This window comes from Fructobacillus evanidus (genome assembly GCF_963580165.1).
Classification (GTDB): domain Bacteria; phylum Bacillota; class Bacilli; order Lactobacillales; family Lactobacillaceae; genus Fructobacillus; species Fructobacillus evanidus.
This window is the reverse complement of the sequence record NZ_CAUZLM010000006.1, coordinates 36,759-60,430: the sequence shown is the minus strand read 5'-3', so window position 1 is coordinate 60,430 and position 23,672 is coordinate 36,759. Positions and strand designations below refer to the sequence as shown.

The window sequence follows — 23,672 nt, the reverse complement described above, 5'->3', positions numbered from 1 at the left end:
TATCACAAGTAAAAAGGACCTCAATTTCTGTTTTCTCGCCACAAAACATTTCAAAATATTTCATCTTTATTTATAATCTTTATCAAAAAGAGACAGTATTTTTTCTAAAAAAAATCAAAATCATTAGAAAGGACAAAGAAATCTTGCAATCGTTTACTTTTATTTTTCTAAGTTGACAAAAAAATCTCGCTCTAAACTCCGCCAAATTTTTAGCTATTTTTTCTGCAAAATTTACAATTATGCTTCAACGTTCTTCAACATTTTCGGCAAAATAAAAAAAGCCCAAGAAGATTACTTCTTGGACTTCCTTTTTGGTTTACGCGCCAATGCCTAAAAGCAATAGCACCTAAACTGATTTATCAATGAAACTTACTTATCGTTACGCTTGCGCTTAGCCGTTGCAACCAATCCGAGGATTGATGAGAGCAGCAAAGCAACAAGGCCACTATTTTCAGTAACATTTTGCTGTTCGCCTGTTTGTGGCAGTACAGGTGCTGGAGTTGGTGCACTCTCAACAGGTGCTGCTGGTTCTGGCTGTGGTGTCTTCTTCTGGTTCTTTTCATTCAACAAGAAGTCGTAGGCACGGTCATAGACCAAAACATAAACAGGGCTTTGATTCTTGGGACTCTTTGGGCGGCCATTGGCGACGTCGTCCTCGGCCTGCTGATATGCTTGAGCAGCTATATCATAGCTTGCCTGGTCAGCCACAGTCGTGTGCGTGTTGTTCTGCTTGTCAGCCAACAATGCGCGAGCTGCTTCACCGGCAGCATAACCCTTCTGATAGTTTGGATCGTTTGGCATTGCTTCTGGAACACCATTAGCGCCGTCATTCAAACCAGCAATCGTCCGACTATAGGCCTCGTCATAAGCTGCCTTGTCCTTTGCATTCAAATTAGCATCCTGAGGAGCCAATCCGGATAACGCATCACTTTGACCCGTGTTATCCACAGTTGTGATGTGCTTCTTACCGGCGTTGTAGCCTGTCATGTAATCTGGATCGGTTGACTGAGCTGATTTTTCACTATCGGCATCATTCAAACCGGCTTGAGCAGCTGCATAGGCCTTGTTATAAGCATCTTGGTAAGCCTGTGACTTAGTAGCCAAGTCACTTTCCTTGGCCTTGCCAGCAACCGCATCCGCTACACCAGCAATGGCACCATTATAGGCATCCTTTTCTGGCTGTGGGGCATCGTCCGCAGGCTTCGTCTGCGTTCCGGCATTGTTATAGCCAGTTTGACTGTCCTTATAAGCCTGGTAACCCTTCATATAGTTAGCATCTGCCTGCTCGGCAGCTGTTGGCTGGACGTTTGCCTTGGCGTCGTTATAACCCTTCTGCGCATCAGCATAGCCAGCAGCCTTTGAAACTGGGTCCATCTGGTTCACTTCAGCATCTGTCTTGAAATCAGGACTGTCGCTAAAGGCTTGAGTTGCAGCCTTTTGGGCGGCCTTTTGGACAGGATCTTTGGCAGCGCTGTCATCGACTCCGTTTTGTGCATCGGCATAACCTTGGTTGAAGGCAGCGGCTTCCGCTTCTCCAGCCTTTTCACCAGACGTTGGGTTTGTGATGGTTTGGCCATTCAGTGCAGCGTTCAAACCAGCGTTAAAGTCATTGGCACCACGCTGAGTAGCTGCATCGGCTGAACTACCAGGTTCGTTGATATTGCCTGCATCTGCAACACCGGCCTTGTACTTTGCCTGCAAGTCATCCAGAGCTGCCTTATAAGCATAGTTGGCTAATGGATCAGTGCCATTCAAATCGTCACTAGCATCCGGATTAGCTGAAAAGGCTTTTTGTGCTGCTGTAACGGCAGCTGCCACATCCTCAGCCTTAGTATCTGAAACCGTTGTACTTGGTGTCTTACCGGCAACAGTCGCATCAACATAGGCCTTGTCATTATTGGCAGTTGCCACACCTTGTTGCTGAGCACTATCTGGACTACTTGGTGTCGTACCATCTAAGACAGCTGCATAAGACCTTTGAACTTCTGCATAGACCTTACGAGCAAAGAGCTGGATAGCTGAGTTGCCCGAGTAAACCTTTTCTGGATCAACATTCAAACCATGGTTAGCATTAGCATCCCGGATAGCTGCCTGGCGTGCTGCCTCTGCATCGTTCAAACCTTGGTCATAGGCTTGCTTATAAACAGGGTCCGTCACCGTTGTTGCAGCGGTGTTGCCTGCTTGCGCTGCGGTAACAGCGCTAGCATAGGCCTTGGCAGCATCCGTATAAGCAGCTGGATCGCTTGCTGTTTGTCCTTGGTTTGTATTGCCCTTCTCAGAACCACTGGCAGCTTGTTGTTCTGATTTTGAAGCATCATAACCAATGTTGTATGAAGGATCCGTTGACTGAGATGCCTTACCGGCATTCGCATCAGCAAACGCTGCTTTCGCTTGGTTGTAACCGTAGTGGCCAGCTGGCGTATCTGCTGTTGGTGCATTCTTACCGGCCACATAATCTTTGGCACCAGATTCGGCTTCATCGGTCGCGGTTGCCTTCCCAGCATTGTAGGCATTCTTGTAAATGTCATCTTTACCAGAAAGATCAGTTGGCGTACCACTCTGTGAACCATCTTGGTACCCGGCCTTGGCACCCGCTTGGGCATCAGCATAGGCCTTGTTATAAGCATCCTGGTAAGCCTGTGACTTTGTTGCCAGGTCACTTGGCTTCGTGGCACTTGTGGTACCATCGGCGGCTCCGGCCTTTGCACCGTTATAAGCATCTTGCTCGGCTTGTGGCGCATTGGCTGCTGGTGCCGTTTGGTCACTATAACCACTCGTCTCACTCTTACCGGCGTTATAACCTGTCGTGTAATTTGGATTAGTTGATGCCGTAGCCTTACCGTTTTGACCATCTTCGTAACCGGCCTTGGCGGCATCGTATCCGGCAGCGGCTGCCTTACCGGCAACTGTACTGTCATCTGGGCGAGTGCCACCGTTGACATAGGTTTGGGCACCCTGAGCAGCATCGGTCTCAGCCTCTTGTTCTGCCTTCTGGTAAGCAACCTTGGCCACTGGATCCATCGTATTGATTTCATCAGGGGTCTTCACGGTACCATTCGTGACATCCTTGAAGGCTTCTGTGGCTGCTGCCTGAGCGGCCTTCTGGACTGGGTCAGTTGAGCTACTGTCATCCGTACCATTCTTGGCGTCTTGATAGCCCTTCTTGAAGGAATCAGCTGCCGCTTCTCCAGCCTTATTACCACTCGTTGGGTTGGTAATCGTTTGACCGCTGACTGCTGCATTCAATCCGGCTGTATAGTCACTAGCACCCTTCTTTTCGGCATCACTGGCGTTTGCTGCTGGGCTTGTGCCGGCAGCTGCGTCTTGGATTCCTGCCTTGTACTTCGTTTGCAAGTCATCCATTTCAGCCTTGTAAGCATAGTTGGCAAGTGGATCGGTGCCGTTCAAGCTATCATTGGCATCTGGATTTTGCTTAAAGGCTGCTTGCGCTGCTGTGATTTGAGCTGAAACAACTGTTGACTTGGCAGCCGAAACCGTTGCACTTGGTGTCTGGTTGGCCACTGTTACGTCAACGTAATTTTTATCATTGGTGCCTGCGGCTACTCCGCTTGCCTGAGCATCATTAGGATTCGTTGGTGTCGTAGCACCAGAGATAGCTTCAGAATAAGCAGTTTGAGCGTCGTTATAAGCCTGTTGCGCGACCGCTTGCACATCACTATTAGCAGAATACTTCTTACTTGAGTCAATTGCTTGACCGTGGTTATCGTCGGCATCCTGGTAAGCGACTGCACGGGCGGCGTTCGTATCCTTGATAGCTTGATCATAGGCTACCTGGTATGGTGCATCGCCGTTAGCTGCCGTAGCATTTGGTGTATTGTTGAAGGTCTTGCCCGTGGCAACAACGCCATCGTGATAACCCTGTTGCGCATCATTATAGGTTGTTGGATCAATGGCGCTGCTTGCGTTGTTTTGACCGTTTTGGTCATCGGTAATGGCTTGCTTTGCTGCCTGACCGGCGTTGTAACCCTTCATATAAGATGGGTCCGCTGCTTGGGCGGCACTTGGTTTCGTACCGTTTTGACCCGCAGCATAGCCGGCATTATAGCCGGTTGTCGCATCCTGATAAGCCTTGGTATAGGCGTCTTTATAGGCTTGCGACTGAGTTGAGTTATCAGCTGGCTGCTTGCCAGCAATACCATCGGCTGATCCGGCCTTCGCAGCATTGTAAGCATCCTTTTCAGCTTGCGTTGCATCAGCTGCTGGGGCCTTCTGATCATCGTAACCACTCGTCTCACTCTTACCAGCGTTATAACCGGTTGTGTAACTTGGGTCGTTTGATGTGGCGGCAGTGCCGCTCTTGCCATCGGTGTAGCCTGCCTTGGCGGCATCATATCCGGCGGCGGCGGCCTTGCCATCTACTGTACTGTCATCTGGACGACTGCCACCGTTGACATAGGCTTGGGCTCCCTTGGCAGCATCGGCCTGAGCCTCTTGTTCTGCCTTCTGATAGGCGACCTGAGCCACTGGATTCATCGTCTTGATTTCATCAGGAGCCTTGACTGTACCATCTGTTACATCCTTGAAGGCTGCCGTTGCGGCTGCTTGGGCTGCCTTTTGGACTGGATCAGTTGAACTACTGTCATCTTTGCCGGCCACGGCATCTTGATAACCTTTATTGAAGGAATCAGCTGCCGCTTCTCCAGCTTTATTACCACTGTTTGGGTTAGCAATCGTTTGACCATTGACCGCAGCGTTCAATCCGGCCGTATAGTCACTAGCACCTTGCTTCTCGGCATCGCTTGCTGTAGTTGCTGGGCTATTACCGGCGGCTGCGTCCTGGATTCCTGCCTTGTACTTTGACTGCAAAGAATCCATTTCGACCTTATAAGCATAGTTAGCCAATGGGTCAGTGCCCTTCAAATCGTCACTGGCATCTGGGTTTTGCTTAAAGGCTACTTGCGCTGCTGTGATTTGAGCTGAAACAACGGTTGACTTAGCATCCGAAACTGTTGCACTTGGCGTTTTACCAGCCACAGTATCATCAACGTAACTTTGATCGTTTTTAGCCGTTGCAATACCACTAGCTTGGGCATCATTTGGACTCGTTGGTGTCGTAGCACCGGAGATTGCTTCAGAATAAGCAGTTTGAGCATCCGTATAAGCCTGTTGTGCTACTCCTTGGACGTCACTATTAGCAGAATACTTGTAACCTGAACCATTTGCTTGACCATGGTCATTATCGGCATCCTGGTAAGCAACTGCACGGGCTGCGTTCGTATCCTTAATAGCTTGGTCATAGGCCACCTGGTATGGTTCATCACCGTTGGCTGCTGTAGCATTTGTTGTATTCACACCAGTCTTGCCTGTGGCGACAACTCCATCGTGATAACCCTGTTGAGCATCAGTATAAGCAGTTGGATCACTTGCACTCTGTTCTTGGCTTGTGTTGCCATTCTTCGCATCACTAATTGCTTCCTGAGCTGATTTTTCAGCATTATAACCGGTGGTGTATGAAGAATCAGTTGATTGAGACGACTTACCAGCAGCTGCATCATTAAATCCAGCTTGAGCCTGGTTGTAACCATAGTGGCTAGCAGGCGTATCTGCTGTCGGTGCACTCTTACCAGCTACATAGTCTTTGGCGCCAGCTTGCGCTTCATTAGCAGCTGTTGCCTGACCGGCAGCATAGGCCTTCTTGTAAATGTCATCCTGACCAGAAATGTCGGTTGGTGTACCACTCTTTGAGCCATCTTGATAACCAACCTTAGCTCCCGCTTGTGCATCAGCATAGGCCTTGTTATAGGCATCTTGGTATGCTTGTGACTTTGCTGAAAGATCACTTGGCTTCGTGGCACTTGTGGTTCCATCAGCTGCTCCAGCCTTTGCACCGTTATAGGCATCTTGCTCGGCTTGCGATGCATTAGCTGGCAAACTCTGGTCATTATAACCAGCAGTTTCACTCTTACCAGCATTATAACCGGTTGTGTAGCTTGGGTCGGTTGATGCTGAAGTCTTGCCACTTTGGCCATCCGTGTAACCTGCTTTGGCAGCGTCATATCCTGCTGCTGCAGCCTTGCCATCTACCGTGCTGTCATCTGGGCGAGCACCACCACTAACATAGGCCTGGGCTCCCTTGGCAGCATCTGCCTGAGCCTCTTGTTCTGCCTTTTGGTAAGCGACTTGGGCCACTGGGTTCATCGCCTTGATTTCATCAGGGGTCTTGACGCTACCTTTGGTCACATCATTGAAGGCTGCCGTTGCGGCTGTTTGGGCTGCCTTTTGGACTGGGTCAGTTGAATTACTGTCATCTTTGCCAGCCACGGCATCTTGATAACCTTTATTGAAGGAATCAGCTGCCGCTTCTCCAGCTTTATTACCACTGTTTGGGTTGGTAATGCTTTGGGTATCATTGTTAACCGCTGCATTCAGTCCGTTCGTATAGTCAATAGCACCTTGCTTTTCCGCATCGCTAGCTGTTGAAGCTGGGCTTGTTCCGGCAGCGGCTTCTCTCTTTCCGGTATCATACTGAGCCTGCAAAGAATCCATTTCGGTCTTATAAGCATAGTTGGCTAATGGGTCAGCACCCTTCAAATCGTCACTGGCATCTGGGTTTTGCTTAAAGGCAGCTTGTGCTGCACTGATTTGAGCCGTCACAATACCGGACTTAGCAGAAGAGACCGTCGTTGTTGGTGACTGGTTGGCAACTGTTGCATCAACGAATTTCTTATCATTAGTACCGGCTGCTGCCCCACTTGCCTGAGCATCATTTGGATTCGTTGGTGTTGTAGCACCGGAGATAGCGTCAGAATAAGCAGTTTGAGCGTCGTTATAAGCCTGTTGCGCTACTGTTTGAATATCACTATTAGGAGAATATTTCTTATTTGAATCAATTGCTTGACCGTGATTATCGTCTGCATCCTGGTAAGCGAGTGCACGCGCTGCATTTGTATCCTTAATAGCTTGATCATAGGCCACCTGGTATGGTGCATCGCCGTTGGCTGACGTAGCATTTGGCGTATTGACGCCTGTCTTGCCTGTGGCGATAACGCCATCATGGTAACCCTGTTGGGCATCATTATAGGTTGTTGAATCAGCTGAACTGCTTGCCTTGTTTTGACCGTTTTGGTCATCGGCAATGGCCTGCTTTGCCGCTTGGCCGGCGTTGTAACCCTTCATATAAGATGGGTCCGCTGCTTGGCTGGTATCTGGCTTGGTGCCATTTTGACCGGCAGCATAACCAGTATTGTAACCATTTGTCGCATCCTGATAAGCCTTGGTGTAGGCATCTTTGTAAGCTTGCGACTGAGTTGAGTTATCTGCTGGCTGCTTGCCGGCAATACCATCGGCAGCTCCAGCCTTGGCTGCATTGTAAGCATCCTTTTCGGCTTGTGATGCATCGTCTGCCGGAGCCTTCTGATCATCATAACCACTTGCCTCACTCTTACCAGCGTTATAACCGGTCGTGTAACTTGGGTCAGTTGATGTGGCATTGTTACCACTTTGACCATCGGTGTAACCAGCCTTAGCCTTATCATATCCGGCGGCGGTGGCCTTGCCATCTACCGTGCTATCATCTGGGCGACTGCCACCGTTGACATAAGCTTGAGCTCCTTGCGCTGCATCTGCCTGAGCTTCTTTGACCGCCTTCTGATAGGCAACTTGGGCCACTGGGTTCATTGTCTTGATTTCATCAGGGGTCTTGACGGTGTTGTTCTTTACGTCATTGAAGGCTGCCGTTGCAGCTGCTTGCGCTGCCTTTTGAACTGGATCTGTTGAAGAACTGTCATCTTTACCAGCCACGGCATCTTGATAACCCTTATTAAAGGAATCAATAGCGGCTTCACCAGCCTTGTTACCACTGGTTGGATTGGTAATGCTTTGGCCATTAACTGCCGCATTCAGTCCGTTCGTGTAGTCAATAGCTCCCTGCTTTTCAGCATCACTGGCAGTGGTTGCTGGGCTATTGCCGTCAGCTGCTTCTTGCTTTCCAGTATTATACTTTGTCTGCAAAGCATCCATTTCAGTCTTATAAGCATAGTTAGCGAGTGGATCAGTGCTGTTCAAGCTGTCAGGAGCATCTGGGTTAGCCGTAAAGGCTTTTTGAGCTACTGTGATTTGAGCTGAAACAATCGTTGATTTAGCAGATGAAACCGTCGCACTCGATGTCTGGTTAGCAACTGTTGCGTTAACGTAGTTCTGGTCATTTTGAGCTGTTGTAATACCACTTGCCTGAGCATCATTTGGACTCGTTGGTGTTGTAGCACCGGAGATAGCTTCAGAATAAGCAGTTTGAGCGTCGTTATAAGCCTGTTGCGCTACTGTTTGAATATCACTATTAGGAGAATATTTCTTATTCGAATCAATTGCTTGACCGTGATTATCGTCTGCATCCTGGATACTCTTTACTCGAGCTGCAAGTGCATCTTGGACACCTTGGGTGTAGCCCTTCTGGTACGGTACATCACCGCTTGGTGCAGTCGGTGATGTATCTGCGCCATTCTTTCCTACGGCCATAACCCCATCGTGATAACAACTTTGAACATCATTATAGGTTGTTGAATCAGCTGAGCTGCTTGCATTATTTTGACCATTTTGGTCATCAGCAATCGCTTGCTTTGCTGCCTGACCGGCGTTGTAACCCTTCATATAAGATGGGTCTGCTGCTTGGCTAGCATCTGGTTTTGTACCATTTTGACCTGCGGCATAACCATCGTTATAACCGTTTGTCGCATCATTATAAGCTTGGGTATAAGCATCTTGATAGGCTTGGGACTGCTTTGAGTTGTCAGCTGGCTTCTTGCCCGCAATACCATCAGCTGCCCCGGCCTTGGCTGCATTGTAAGCATCCTTTTCAGCTTGTGATGCATCTGCTGGCAAACTCTGATCATTATAACCGCTCTTCTCATTCAGACCAGCGTTATAACCCGTCATGTAGCTTGGATTATTAGTCAATGATGCAGCAGCACCGCTCTTACCATCCGCGTAACCTGATTTAGCATCGTCATAGCCGGCTGCAGCAACCTTACCAGTTACAGTAGTGTTATCTGGGCGACTACCACCATTGACATAGGTTTGGGCACCCTGCGATGCTGCGTTTTCCGCAGCTGTCAAAGCCTTCTGGTAGGCAACTTGAGCCACAGGGTTCATCGTCTTGATTTCATCAGGAGTCTTGATGGTGTTGTTTTTCACATCGTTGAAGGCATCTGTTGCAGCTATCTGAGCTGCCTTGATTACGGGATCACCTGAACCGCTGTCATCAGTACCCTTCTCGGCATCTTGATAACCCTGATTAAACGAATTAATAACGGCCGCACCAGCCTGATTTCCACTATTAGGGTTAGCAATGGTTGGCCCATTGACTACCGCATTTAATCCGGTTATAAAGTCACTAACTCCCTGTTTTTCAGCATCACTGGCAGTGGTTGCTGCGTTCGTGGCAGCTTTTCCATCAGAAATCCCAATTTGGTACTGCTTCTGCAAGGCGTCCATCTCAGCCTTATAGGCATAGTTGGCCAATGGATCACCGCTATTCAAGGCATCCTTTGCATCTGGATTTTGCTTAAAGGCTGCTTGCGCCGCTGCGATTTGAGCAGAAACAATGGTTGACTTAGCAGATGAAACTGTTGCACTTGGTGCCTGGTTGGCCACTGTTGCGTCAACATAATTCTTATCATTGGTACCGGCTGCTATACCACTTGCCTGCGCATCATTTGGATTCGTTGGTGTTGTAGCACCGGAGATAGCGTCAGAATAAGCAGTTTGAGCGTCGTTATAAGCCTGTTGCGCTACTGTTTGAATATCACTATTAGGAGAATATTTCTTATTTGAATCAATTGCTTGACCATGATTATCATCTGCATCTTGGTAGGCTGCTGCACGGGCTTTATTTGTATCCGTGATAGCTTGGTTGTAGCCAGCCTGGTATGGTGCATCCCCATTGGCTGCCGTAGCGTTTGGCGTGTTGACACCAGTCTTTCCCGTGGCAACAACGCCATCGTGGTAACCCTGCTGAACATCATTATAGGTTGTTGAATCAGCTGAACTGCTTGCATTGTTTTGACCATTTTGGTCATCGGCAATCGCTTGCTTTGCAGCTTGACCTGCGTTGTAACCCTTCATATAAGATGGGTCTGCTGCTTGGCTAGCATCTGGCTTGGTACCACTTTGGCCTGCTGCATAACCGGTATTGTAACCGTTTGTCGCATCCTGATAAGCCTTGGTGTAGGCATCCTTATAGGCTTGTGACTGAGTTGAGTTATCAGCCGGTTGCTTACCAGCAATACCATCGGCTGCTCCAGCCTTTGCAGCGTTATAAGCATCCTTTTCGGTTTGCGATGCATTATCTGGCAAACTCTGATCATTATAACCATTCTTCTCGCTTTGACCAGCTTGATAACCGGTCGTGTAGCTTGGGTCGTTTGATGCTGCAGAGGAACCACTTTTACCGTCGGCGTAACCGGTCGCAGCCTTATCATATCCGGCGGCGGTGGCCTTGCCATCTACCGTACTATCATCTGGACGAGCACCACCACTAACATAGGCCTGGGCTCCCTTGGCAGCATCTGCCTGAGCCTCGGTCAAGGCCTTTTGATAGGCAACTTGAGCCACTGGGTTCATCGCCTTGATTTGATCTGCCGTCTTGACAGTGTTGTTCTTCACATCATTGAAGGCGTTAGTAGCTGCTGCTTGGGCTGCCTTTTGGACTGGATCAGTTAAAGTACTGTCATCCTTGCCATCCACGGCATCTTGATAACCCTTATTGAACGAATCGATGGCCGCTTCACCAGCTTTATTACCACTGGTTGGGTTGGCAATGGTCTTACCATTGACGGCTGCATTCAATCCGTTCGTATAGTCAATAGCACCCTGCTTTTCAGCATCACTGGCAGTGGTTGCTGGGCTATTACCGGTAGCTGCCTATTGCTTTCCAGTACTATACCGGGACTGCAAAGAATCCATTTCAGCCTTATAAGCATAGTTGGCTAATGGATCAGTGCTATTCAAACTGTCAGGAGCATCGGGGTCCTTATTGAAGGCAGTTTGAGCTGCTGTGATCTGAGCTGAAACAATTGTTGACTTAGCAGATGAAACCGTTGCACTTGGTGTTTGGTTAGCCACTGTTGCATCAACGTAACTCTTATCATTAGTACCTGCTGCTACTCCACTTGCCTGGGCATCATTTGGATTCGTTGGTGTTGTAGCACCGGAGATAGCTTCAGAATAAGCAGTTTGAGCGTCGTTATAAGCCTGTTGCGCTACTGTTTGAATATCACTATTAGGAGAATATTTCTTATTCGAATCAATTGCTTGACCGTGATTATCGTCTGCATCCTGGTAAGCGGCTGCACGGGCTTTATTTGTATCCGTGATAGCTTGGTTATAGCCAGCCTGGTATGGTTGATCGCCATTGGCTGCCGTAGCATCTGGTGTGTTGACACCAGTCTTGCCTGTGGCAATAACGCCATCATGATAGCCCTTTTGCGCATCGTCATAAGTTGTTTGATCCGTCACACCACTTGCATTGCTTTGACCATTTTGGTCATCAGCGATAGCTTGCTTTGCTGCCTGACCGGCGTTGTAACCCTTCATGTAAGATGGATCTGCCGTTTGCGTGGCATTTGGCTTGGTACCATTTTGTCCCGCATTATAACCGGCTGTATAGCCACCCGTTGCATCGTCATAACCTTGATTGTAGCCGTCTTTATAGGCTTGAGACTTACCGGTATTCTGATTCTTCGTGTTACCGGCAATGGCATCCTTAGAACCGGCCTGTGCACCATTATAAGCATCCTGTTCTGATTGGGATGCAGTCGATGCTGGTTGGGTCTTATCATTATAACCACTTTGCTCACTCTTACCTGCGTTATAACCAGTCGTGTAACTTGGATCAGATGATGCTTGGGTCTTGTTACTCTGCTCATCGGTGTAACCTTGCTGAGCCTTATCATATCCAGAGGCCTCAGCCTTACCAGCCACGGTATTGTCAGCTGGACGGCTACCACCGCTCAAATAAGTTTGTGCTCCCTGCGCTGCATCTGCCTGAGCTTCTTTGACCGCCTTTTGATAGGCAACTTGAGCCACTGGATTCATCGTGGCAATTTCGGTAGCGTTCTTGACGTTACCACTTGTCACATCCGCGAAGCCTTCACTGGCGGCTGCTTGGGCAGCCTTTTGGACTGGATCAGTTAAAGTACTGTCATCCTTTCCATCCACGGCATCTTGATAACCCTTATTAAACGAATCGATGGCTGCTTCACCAGCCTTATTACCACTGGTTGGGTTGGCAATGCTTTGGGTATCGTTATTAACCGCAGCGTTTAATCCGTTCGTATAGTCAATAGCTCCCTGCTTTTCAGCATCACTGGCAGTGGTTGCTGGGCTATTACCGGCAGCTGCCTCTTGCTTTCCAGTATTATACTGGGCATGCAAAGAATCCATTTCGACCTTATAAGCATAGGTTGTCAAGGCGTCACTACCACTCAAGCTATCACTAGCGTCTGGGTTAGCCTTGAAATCTGCTTGGGCTTTGGTGATTCCATTGTTAACCGCCGTCGTCTTAGTAGCTGAAACCGTCGTACTTGTCTGACTTGGGTTGGCAACTGTGGCTTGCACGTAACTTTGATCAGTTTGAGCAGCGGTAATACCACTTTGTTGAGCATCATTTGGACTCGTTGGCACACTGTTGATCATAGTGGCGTTATAAGCATTTTGCGCATCCGTGTAGGCCTGTTCAGCGATTGTTTCCACATCTTTATTTGCTGAATAGGTTGTACCTGCACTATTAGCTTGGCCATAGTTAGCGTCTGCAGCCTGCATGGCCTTGGCTCGAGCTGCGTTTGTATCCACAATACCTTGGTGATAAGCAGTCTTGTATGGCGCATCACCGGTCGTAGCATCTGGCGTGTTGTTCAACGTCTTGCCCGTAGCAATAACCCCATCATGATAACCATCTTGGACATCCTTATAAGTAGTTTGATCCGTCACACCGCTTGGATTGTTGACACCATTATAGGCATCTGTCGTCGCTTGCTTAGCTGCTTGACCTGCATGGTAACCCGCCATATAAGATGGGTTATTAGGTTCAGCTGGCGTGCCGCCGCCTTGACCAGCCGCATAACCAGCTGGATAGCCAGTTTGGGCATCCTGATAGGCCTTGGTATAAGCATCTTGATAAGCTTTTGACTGGGCTGAATTATCGGCTTGCTTCTTACCTGCAATGCCATCAGCGGCTCCGGCCTTCGCTCCATCATAGGCTTGCTGCTCCGTTGGCGTTGCATTCGTTGGCGCAGTTTGGTCATTATAACCGCTCGTCTCACTCTTACCGGCGTTATAACCAGTCGTGTAGTTTGGATCATCTGATTGTGATGACTTACCGCTCTGACCATCACTATATCCAGACTGAGCTTGTTTATATCCTTCGGCTGCTGCTGCACCACTCACCGTACTTGCATTTGGACTGTCCTTACCGTTGACAAAATCCTGAGCACCTTGCGCTGCATCAGCTTGTGCTTCCTTCAAAGCCTGCTCGTAAGCAACCTTCTGCACTGGATCCATTGAATCAGTGCTCCTGGTAGTCCCATTCGCAACGTCTGTGAAGGCTTCACTAGCACCTTCATATGCTGACTTCTTCACTGGGTCGCCTGAATTACTATCATTTGGCGTGCCGGCCTTGGCATCGTTATAACCTGCATTATACGAATTGGCGGCTGCCTCACCGTCCTTATTACCAGTTGTTGGGTTAGTAATGGCTGGTCCATTGACTGCCGCATTTAATCCAGCTGCATAATCACTAGCACCCTTCTTTTCAGCATCACTGGCTGTTGCATCTGGATTTTTTCCGGTCGCTGCATCGTTGATTCCCTTTGCATACTGAGCCTTCAAAGAATCCATTTCAGCCTTGTAAGCATAGTTGGCCAATGGGTCTGTGCTATTCAAGGTGTCAAGAGCATCTGGGTTAGCTGTAAAGGCAGCTTGTGCTGCGCCGATTTGAGTCGTCACAATACCGGACTTAGTAGAAGAAACCGTCGCAGTTGTCGTTTGGTTAGCAACCGTTGCGTCAATGTAAGCTTTATCATTAGCACCCGCTGCTGCTCCGCTTGCCTGGGCATCATTTGGGTTTGTAGGTGTCGCAGCACCGACAATAGCTTCAGAATAAGCAGTTTGGGCATCGGTATAGGCCTTTTCAGCGACTGATTCTGCATCTTGATTTGCTGAGTAGCTTGTGCTTGAACTCTTAGCTTGGCCATGATTACCATCCGCATCCTGGATTGCTTGGGTCCGGGCATTAGTAATATCTGCCAACGCCTGATTATAGGCTGCTTGGTATACCGGGTCAGCTGATTTTGATGATTGAGTATTGCCTGATTTGTAAGCCGAAGCGCCATCCGCATAAGCACCCTTCGCATCGCTATAAGCTGCAGAATCATTGGCAGACTTTGATTGGTCTGTTCCATTCTTAGCATCGTCAGTTGCTAACTTGGTTGACTGACCAGCATTATAGCCGGTCGTATAGGCTGAATCATAAGATGTATCCGTTGATGGAGCTGATTTACCAGCATCCCCATCAGCAAATCCTTGCTGGGCACTAGCTTGTGCTTGGCTTGTGATATAAGAAATCGTATCGGTACCAGTAGGTTGGGCAGTACCATTCTTAAAGTTTTGAATACCCGCTGCTGCGGCCTTTTGACCATCGCTATAACCCTGTGCAAAGGAAGTTTGACCAGCATTTGATTCAGCATCAGTACCCGTTGGGGTTGCACTCTGCTTATTCTTATAGGCGTTCAAACCATCTTGATAAGCTGAAGCGGTAATCACCTTTGAATAACCAACTTCTTCATATTGGTTTAAGCCAGTATCTGAATTAACCTTCAATGCAGCATAAGCACCATACTTAACGTAGCGATCGAAGGTAGCATCTGTTGTACCACTATCGGCTGGCAATGATTGTGCATTTGCAGTCTGTGCTTCGGTGCTAGAGGAACCGTTTCCCTTAGCTGCTGTAACCGCCTGGTTGGCAGTATTGTACCCAATCTGAGCAACATTCACATTATTCATGTGGCTAGCAGCAGCCGTTGGAGCAACAGTGCCCGTTGACAAACCACCATTAATTAATGATTGACCATATTCAAAGCCGGCAATTTCAGCCTTGGTAGCATTACCATCGGGGTCGTCAGATGTCGGACTAACCGTCATGGCCTGGTTATAGCCGGTTAATGCGGCTTCGTAAGCAACCTTTTGATCATTAGTAGTCAAAGCATTAAAGTTTGGACCATAAGTGGTACCGGAAATATTGCCGGCCTGTTCATCTTTAACGAAGGCTGCCACACCTTGAGCATCCGTAAACGCTTGATTCTCTGCTGGAGTTGGGGTTGTATTCTTGAGATTTGCATCCACAGGAATAGTAGCACTAGACAGAATATTAGATAAGGTTTCATTCGGATTGTCCAGTGCAGCCGTGTATACCGTATTATATTCAGTTTGAGCTTGCGTATAATTTGAATCTTTCGAATTAGTTTGGCCTAACTTTGCATCATGCAATCCGGCATCATAAGCGGCAGCATTGTAACCTTGGGTAAAGGCGTCTGGATTGCTTGCATTCTTGTAGGCATCAGTCTGGGTGTAATCTTGGTTAGCAGTCTGATTTGAATAGGCCTTGTAACCCGCTTGGGCACTCTTATATCCGGATATATAATCATCGTTTGTCTGGGTATCAAACGGCTCACCTGCCTTTTTAGCGCTATTGTTGTTCTCGGCATCGGTAATACCATCTTGGATACCGTTTTCAACATTGCCTGTTGATCCATTGGCGACTACCATGTCACCATGGGTGGTGTCTTGAACCACTTTACCAGGATGACTTGAATCTGGTGTAAATCCTTCGACAGTGGTAGTGTACGAAGAACCGGTCACATTTAGAATCGTACTAACAGAGTTAATACCATAATGGAATCGCATACCAATATAATTTTTCGCATCTGCGGTCGGAATATCATAAACAACCTTCAAAAGGCCACCAGCATAACCTTGTGTTGAGACTGAGGTTGTGTAGGTATAAGGGTCAGCAGACGAATAACCATCCTTCAAATTGTCCCCGGTAATTTGATTTAACTGATCAAATGATGTTCCATTCGTTCCAGCGTTCGTTCCGGTGGCCACGCTAACGTAAAGAGGATACTTGCTGTTGTCCATATCTTCATAATTCGTTAATTTAACAAAGCCCGTAACCGTAGTCATTCCACTAGTAGAACTTGGTGCTGTGGTCAATGGACCAACAACTTGAACAGCCGGCACGTTTGCAATATCTAAAGTATTACCTGATATTTTCCCAGTGACAGAATCCCCATTCAAATCAGTTCCAGTATAGGTCGTAGACCCTGATGGCAGGTTAAAGTAGTACAGATACTGTTTGGTTCCGTTAGATTGTGTAATAGCAACTGTATAAGCGTTAATAGAACCACCAAGTGCATCATCATCAGTTCCTGCATCAGTTTGAAAAGCTTGTGCGTTAGTGGGCTTAATCATAATCACATGCGTCCCACCTACCGAGTTAATATTAAAGTTATCACCAAAGTAAGGAACACTATTGTTCCAATCCGAATTGGTATAACCAATCTTCAAGCTCCCCTTTGAACCGACATTAAAAGTCCCGTTATGAGGGTTTGAAACAATACCATAGTAGGAAGTTCCGTTGTGATCGGTTGCATTCTGAGTTGGCATAGAGTCAAGTAAAGCCTGCAATAATCCACCGTTAATAACGTTAATGGAGTTACCCGAGCTATACATGTCAATTGGCTCATTATAATTACCTGAGACCCCATTTTCTCCTTCATAATTTAAGGTCCCGCCATCGATATTAATTGAATCAGACCCAGTGGCCAGAATGCCACCACCAATAACGGTTGCGCTCCCACTATAGTGGCCAGGAATAATGTTAACAGTAGCATCCTTTTTAATGTTCAGAGAAGCACCACTAGTGTCCAAGATAATTCCAAAAGCAGAATCATCTTGTGAATCTTCAGGGGTCTGACCTCGTGATACAAGTGTCATTTTAGCGCCCGTGTCAACCGTGAAATTCCCCTTAGCAATGATATTGTTACCACCACCAACAGGTGAGGTTGTCCCGAAATAATGGGCGCCAGCCTGCAAGATAAAGTTGTTAACTTCCAAGTTTTCCTGAACACCGCTACCATCCATCGAAACACCCGTATGGAAGGGCGATGTGTAGGTATTCGAAGTATTATCTGGCGAAATAACGTTAACATTACCAAAGAAATATACATCATTTCCATATGCAGACAATAGCTGTGGACCAACGTAGTTCAGGTTTCCAAAATGAACCGCTCCACTTCCTGCCGCAAATGGTCCGTAATCGCTAGATCCATAAATCGTTTGAAAATTTTGGAGGTAGAGATCACTAGCAGAGTTAACTGTATAATTTAGTCCACCAAAATCCATCAAATGATTTTGACCATCAATCGTAAAAGATGACGTATTAGCTGTTTCAGTACGTTGCGTTTCTCCTAAGGCAGAATTGGTCAAATTAACATCGTTTGCCAAACGAATAGTATTAATACCCGAGGCGACATTACCACTATGTGTGGGATCTGTTGATCCAGTCAAGACAGACGCAAATTGACTTCCGTTTTGGACATAGGCAATCCCATTTTTAGCCTGATTGACAACATCATTGAATCCCTGGTCAAAGTAAGTATTGGCTGTTAAGGAAACAGAAACAGCCGTATTGCCCTTGTAGTTATCATTACCATCAAAGTATGAATTCATCGCAGCCAAAGCGCCACGATAGGCCTGGTCATAGGGATTACTTGTGTCGTTAGTGGCGGTGGCAAGATACTGATCCTTCGTTCCACCGTTGGATCCAGAGTAAACACCCTGCCACTTACCACTTTCAGCGTCTTCCTGACCCAACTGACCTAATGCATAGGCCACACCAGCATCAAAACTGGCGCCCAGATTGGTATCGCTTTGGTAGCTAGTACGAGCATTAGCTATTGATGCTGTCTGGCTCGTCGGAATACTAATATTGTTAGTAGTTGAATTAGAAGTGGTTGTTTGGACAGAGACGTTTGTTTGAGCATCCAACTTAGTATTTAAAGCAGTTTCATACTTGCTAGCACTAGCAGAAGCTTCTGCTGGATTATCCGCCCCACCTTGATTAACATCATCAGCACTGCCATATGCTTGTGGCGTTCCACTTTTGTCAATTCCTGTTGTATCGTGAGTGGTACCGTCGTCGTTCTTCTTTGAAGCGGTATTACCATAGAAGGTATAATCTTGCGTTCCAGTTCCCTGACCTTTAGTAGCAGAATTGTAAGCCGTCACTGCAGCCTGGGCACCACTATAGGCAGCGTTGTAATAGTCTACCGCCTGACCCAATTCAGAAGAAGCATTAGCTTTCCCCTGAAAGGCATCTTCCATCCCCTGTTGAGCTGCGGCTTGTTCAGCAGGTGTCTCAGACTCTGAAGTCGACGCTGATGAATCAGCAACCTCACTAGCACCCAAATTAACCGCAGCATTATCCCCTAACAAGTTAGCTGTTGTCACATTCGTGGTATCCGCATCAGTATTATCTGCTGACGTAGCTGAGTTACTTACTGCTGACCCAGAAGCACTCGTTGTATTTGTCGCACCAGCGCTCGCTGCACTCGTACCAGAATTGCTGGTTGAAGTCCCGACATTAGCAGAATTTGAACCGGACTTACCAGCTGCCGATGCGGACACACTTGTAGAAGTGCTTGCAGATGCGCTCACAGATACGCTTGTTGAAGCACTCAAAGATGTACTCGTCGACACACTTAAGGACGCACTGGTCGAGGAGCTTGTCGATGCGCTTGTGGAAGCAGTCGAGCTGCCACTAGACGAAGTGCCTGCGGTTTGCGAGGTTGTTGCGGCAGGTTGCGTTGTGGTTGCAGTCGTTGTATCAGCCGAAACTCGTTGGACGGCCGTGACACCTGCTAACAAACCAAAACTAGCCAATGAGACGACAACCCATTGGCTCTTTACCTTTCGCATGATTTTTTTATCTTCTACTTTTTGAAGAGTTCTCTTGTTATATAACATAAACACTGACCTTTCTACCCTTAAATTTGATGGAAAACATCGGAATTGAAAATTAGTAAGTATCAGCACCGGTCATATTGTTGGCAATTTATGCTAGAACAAATTTTAAAGCTTCTAAAAAGCGTCCTAAATTAAGCTAAGGCAGCCTTCAAAACGGATTGAAATTTGATTAATAAGTTTCCGCTTCCTTTCTAATTTAACTCTCGCCTGCAATATACGATAAGTGTTGAAATTCACAGAAAACAAAACAAACATACAGCGCGCTTATATTGTTTTTGTGCCCTTATATTATCACAAACATTTCTTTTATATCAAATGATTCTAATTCTTTTCTAATAGGAAAATTTATGACATTTTTTAAAGCTCATTAAAGAAGAAAAATAATTAAAAACGTTTTCTTTTAAAATCAAAAATTGATCTTTAATAAATTTGAACAAGGATTAGCATGATTCTTTTCTATAGAAATAAAAAAAACGAAGTTCCATTAAAGAACTTCGAAATTTTCCATTATTTTCTTTTTTTACTTCTTTTTCAAATTAGAATCAATGATTTTATTTCTAAATCACTCATTAATCAACAAAAACATTTCTAATTTATTTCTCTTATGCTACCGTCAACTAATTCATAGATTCGATCCGCATCTTCCTTTAACCGCAGGTCATGTGTAACGACAACCACGGCCTTATTTTCACGTCGAGCAATTTCTTGAAAAAGTTGCCCAACTTCTGCCACTCGCTCACTATCCAATGCGGCTGTTGGTTCATCAGCCAAAATAAAATCAGGATCCGTATACAAGGCTCGAGCAATCGCCACCCGCTGGGTTTGCCCACCTGAAAGTTCACCTGGATACTTGTCTAACAGTTGCGTAATCCCCAGCCGCTTTAAATAGCCTTCCATCACTGCTGGCGTCAGATTCTGTGTCTTCTTAACCTTATCCACTAAAGTGAATTGTTCTTTTACCGTTAAGTAAGGTACCAAATTATAGGACTGGAGCACAAAGCCAATATGATCAAGACGGAAACGGTCAGCTTCTTTACCGGTTAACCGACTAATATCTTGATCGTTAATCAGCACTGACCCATTAGTTGGACGTTGTAAGCCACCCAAAATCGTCAGCAAGGTACTTTTCCCTGAACCGGATGGTCCCAAAATTAATGTGAGCTCACCACGGTTGGCGACAAAGTCAACATCCTGCAGTGCCTGAACCTGATTTAATCCATGACCGAAGGTCTTATTCACTTGTTTTAATACTAAACTTTCCATGTGCTCACCCTCCAATCACTGTTACTGGGTCAATTTTGGCAATCAGCCGCATCGGAATCACAGCGCCCAAAAGTCCCATGACAACCAGGGCCAAGCCTGTCAGACCAATCAAGCTGAAGTTGAAGAACATTGGCACCGCTGCCGGCATAATGGCACTCGTGCCGAGAGCCAAGCCCATGCTAATCACCACCGCCACGGCCATCATTAAAATGGTTTGCGACAAGGTGTTCAACACTAAATAGCTAACCGGAATGCCCTGCGCCCGCAAAACAGCAAAATTTTCCATCTTCTGCACCGTCAAAATGTAGAGGAAGATGGCCACAATCACAACGGAAATCAGGATCAAAAAGGCAATCATCAGCACAAAGGTCTTATTTTGCGCACTATAACCAGGCATCTTCTCAAACAAGGCCGCCTTCGTTACTACCTGTAAATTGCTACCATGCACGGTTAGCTTTTCTCGACTAACAAAGCCAGAGCCAATGAATTGGTTCGTTGTCCCCTTAATAGCCGCCCACTGCGACCGGTCACCATAAACAATTGGCGCCATATTATACTCTGCATTTTTGGCAAAGCCGACCACCGTTAGGGGTTGGCTTTGTAGGCCTAGGGTTAATTTCTGCCCTAGCTTTATCCCCTGATTGGCCAGCTTACTAGAAACGACCACCTCATTTTTTGACTGCCACAAGTGGCCTTTTGTCAGTGAAATGCTTTGGGTCACCTGACTATTTTTACTCAGGCCAACAAACATTGCCGAGTCACGAAGGCTGCCCTGTTTTAAGATACCTGGGGTTAAGGCGAGTAAATCAGCCTGCTTTTCCCCAACCCGATTAGCATCGGCTCGCGTCAGCAAGGACTGACTTAGGTCACCGTTGGCATCTTTACTCAGCACCACTGATTTCGTCTGCCAGCTATTCACCGCCGCCGTATTTTCATTGGCCAACCCGAGCGCCAAAGCACTCAGAATAAAGATTAGGTAGGCAATCATCGCGATAACCGCTACGACCAATCCATAACGCAACTTTTCTTTTTTAATTTCATGCCATGCTAAGAACATCTTAAGCCTCCTGCTTGTGCCAACCGGACAAGGCATCTAATAGTGATAGAATCTGCTCCTTATCGGTCGGCGCTAAAAAGTATTCACGAATCAAATGGTGGACGGCGACATCGGCCAGCCACTGTGGCAAATCAGCAGTCGCCTTATCCCAATTGGTGCTGCTGGTTTCCTGATGATGAGCAGCCAAGATGGCCTCATCAACGACGTAATAATTGCTCAAAAAGGCGTAATACGGATTTTGTTCAACCTGATCAATAAAGGATCGAGTTGCTTGAAACGGGTTATTCCCAACAAAGGCCTCGTGAATCGTCGCCATCACCTGACCCAGGGTATACCGGTAAGCATCATCCAAGTCGGCAAAGTAGGTATAAAAGGACCCACGGGCAATCCCGGCTGCCTTCACAATATGGTTCACGTTGGCATCTAAAAGTGAATAGGTCGAAAATTCTTCTAAGAGAACCTGGCTGATTTTTTCCTTTTTGGCTGCATTTAAGTTTAAAAATGTGGCTTTTGGCATTTTTTATCTCCTTGTAATGACACAGTGTCATTTCTTCACTCCCCAGTCTACTCATTTATGACACCGTGTCAACATGTAGACAATAAAAAAATCCCCGAAGGGATTTTTCTACCAGAAGTCAAGCTCATCAAGGGTTTTGACTTCTTTTCTTTTTCTAAACATGATGATTTTAGACGCACTGAAATAAGCTATCATCTTTGCATTTTTTAGGAAAGTGGTAGGCTTAAATTAAGTTATTTTCTTGATGCAATTCATAGTCATAGAGTTGGTTATGAAGCACCAAGTAGTGCAATGTTCTTATTAGGCGAGACATGGCACCAATGGCAATCTTCTTGGTTCCGACACCTTGAGAAGATTGCTTTTTCTTTTGGTACCAGTCGTTAATGTGATTGGGATGGCCATATGTCGCTGTACTGGCCATATTGCCAATTGCTTTAAACAGAACTTTACGAGCAATGTGATTGCCTCGCTCGGTTATAAAGCCGGAACTTTGGTATTGCCCGGAATCATTAAACCTTAAATCGATACCGATAAAAGCGTTTAATTGATTACTCGTTTTAAAACGATTTAAATCACCTAGCTCGGCGATGAGCGAAACGGCTGGTGCTGATTGCCTAGCCAACTTGGATAGCTTATGTGCAATCAGGTTTAAGCGATTTTGTCCAATATGCTGATTCGAGATGGATTGAAGAGTATCGGCTAATGTTCGTAAGTTATGACTAGCTAGCTGGGCATGAGGAAAGACACTGAGAATTTCTAAGTATAAGTGATTATCCGTCGTAGAAAATAATTGTTCAATCTCTGGAAAAGTGAGTTGTAAGACACGATGAAGACGATTCTTAGTCTGAACAAAATCGTGTGTTAACTGTTGGTAAAACCGGCTCATATCTTGTAATTCAAGATAGATTGGCGCTTAAACATAATGTTTTGGCCTTTCCAATATGAATTGCGTTAAGGCAAGGTTCTTAGCATCATTCAAATCGTTTTATTCGACCGTAATTGGTCCAATTCTTTCTTGGCAGCTAGCGGATTTATAGCGATACGGGTAGTATTGATGCTCTATGAAGTGTTTTAGATGTCTTGAATAAACGCCGGTAGCTTCCAAGACAATGTCTGGAAACTCATCAAATTGTTGGATTGAAGTATTTAAACGATGAAAGCCAAAGACATCATGCGAAATTTTGTAGGATTCGACATTTTTTTGATCAACAGCCACAACGACTTGGCTAATTGATTTTGAAACGTCAATACCAACAACATAGTGCATCGTATGTGCACCTTCTTTTTATAATTTGAAACTTCCAGTGGCGAACACCATCATTTAATTTTCTATACTCGGCGTCATGCGTCTAACTTACTAAGAACAAATTGCCTGGTGTTACCAGTGAAACGGCCATTTTAGTTTGCGACATCAAGTGTCAAAAGGACAGGCGACCTGAGTTTCACTACCAATTTAGGTCTTAACCTAAAAAGGCTTGAAAGCAACGTTAACGGGGAATGGTTAGAAAATTAACTAAATTACCAAAATAACGCTAAAACCCTAAAGCATTATTTAGTAAACATATTCAGAAAGTGTTGAAAAGCTATTTTTGTTAAATAAGGTTGATCTATGAAGATATTGTGGCCTGTTTGATCTAGCAAAATTATACTGCCACTATCACTATTTTCAACAAGTTGGCATTGTTGTTTATAGCCAACAATTTGGTCATTTTTTCCTAACAGTTTTGTTAAGGGTATCTGATAATTTTTTTGTTGTAAAAGGGATTCATTAGATAACATATAATGATAATTCAATTC

The 23,672-nt window shown here is 46.1% G+C and carries 7 protein-coding genes; all 7 read right to left on the bottom strand.

Features of this window, described 5'->3' with window-relative positions; all coding sequences use genetic code 11:
• Positions 1–369: 369 nt before the first annotated feature.
• The 7 genes from AABI08_RS05945 to AABI08_RS05915 all read right to left on the bottom strand — a co-directional run bounded on the left by AABI08_RS05945 (position 370) and on the right by AABI08_RS05915 (position 23,142).
• Positions 370–10,803: an LPXTG cell wall anchor domain-containing protein gene (locus AABI08_RS05945; protein WP_338344162.1), complete on the bottom strand. Its 10,434-nt coding sequence runs from the start codon at positions 10,801–10,803 to the stop codon at positions 370–372.
• 75 nt (positions 10,804–10,878) lie between these two features.
• Positions 10,879–18,990, bottom strand: a complete 8,112-nt coding sequence (locus AABI08_RS05940; protein WP_338344512.1) for a beta strand repeat-containing protein — start codon at positions 18,988–18,990, stop codon at positions 10,879–10,881.
• Between the two features lie 636 nt (positions 18,991–19,626).
• Positions 19,627–20,301, bottom strand: coding sequence for an ABC transporter ATP-binding protein (locus AABI08_RS05935; RefSeq protein ID WP_338344164.1), 675 nt, complete (start codon positions 20,299–20,301; stop codon positions 19,627–19,629).
• 4 nt (positions 20,302–20,305) lie between these two features.
• The gene (locus AABI08_RS05930) at positions 20,306–21,358 is read right to left on the bottom strand and encodes an ABC transporter permease (RefSeq protein WP_338344165.1); all 1,053 of its coding nucleotides are present in this window, start codon (positions 21,356–21,358) and stop codon (positions 20,306–20,308) included.
• Position 21,359: 1 nt separating this feature from the next.
• Entirely contained in the window at positions 21,360–21,875 is a 516-nt protein-coding gene (locus AABI08_RS05925; protein WP_338344167.1) for a TetR/AcrR family transcriptional regulator, read from the bottom strand.
• 223 nt (positions 21,876–22,098) lie between these two features.
• Positions 22,099–22,761: a transposase gene (locus AABI08_RS05920; protein ID WP_338344169.1), complete on the bottom strand. Its 663-nt coding sequence runs from the start codon at positions 22,759–22,761 to the stop codon at positions 22,099–22,101.
• Positions 22,762–22,860: 99 nt separating this feature from the next.
• On the bottom strand, positions 22,861–23,142 hold the full coding sequence (locus AABI08_RS05915) for an IS110 family transposase (RefSeq protein ID WP_338344171.1): 282 nt from the start codon (positions 23,140–23,142) through the stop codon (positions 22,861–22,863).
• Between the last annotated feature and the right edge of the window lie 530 nt (positions 23,143–23,672).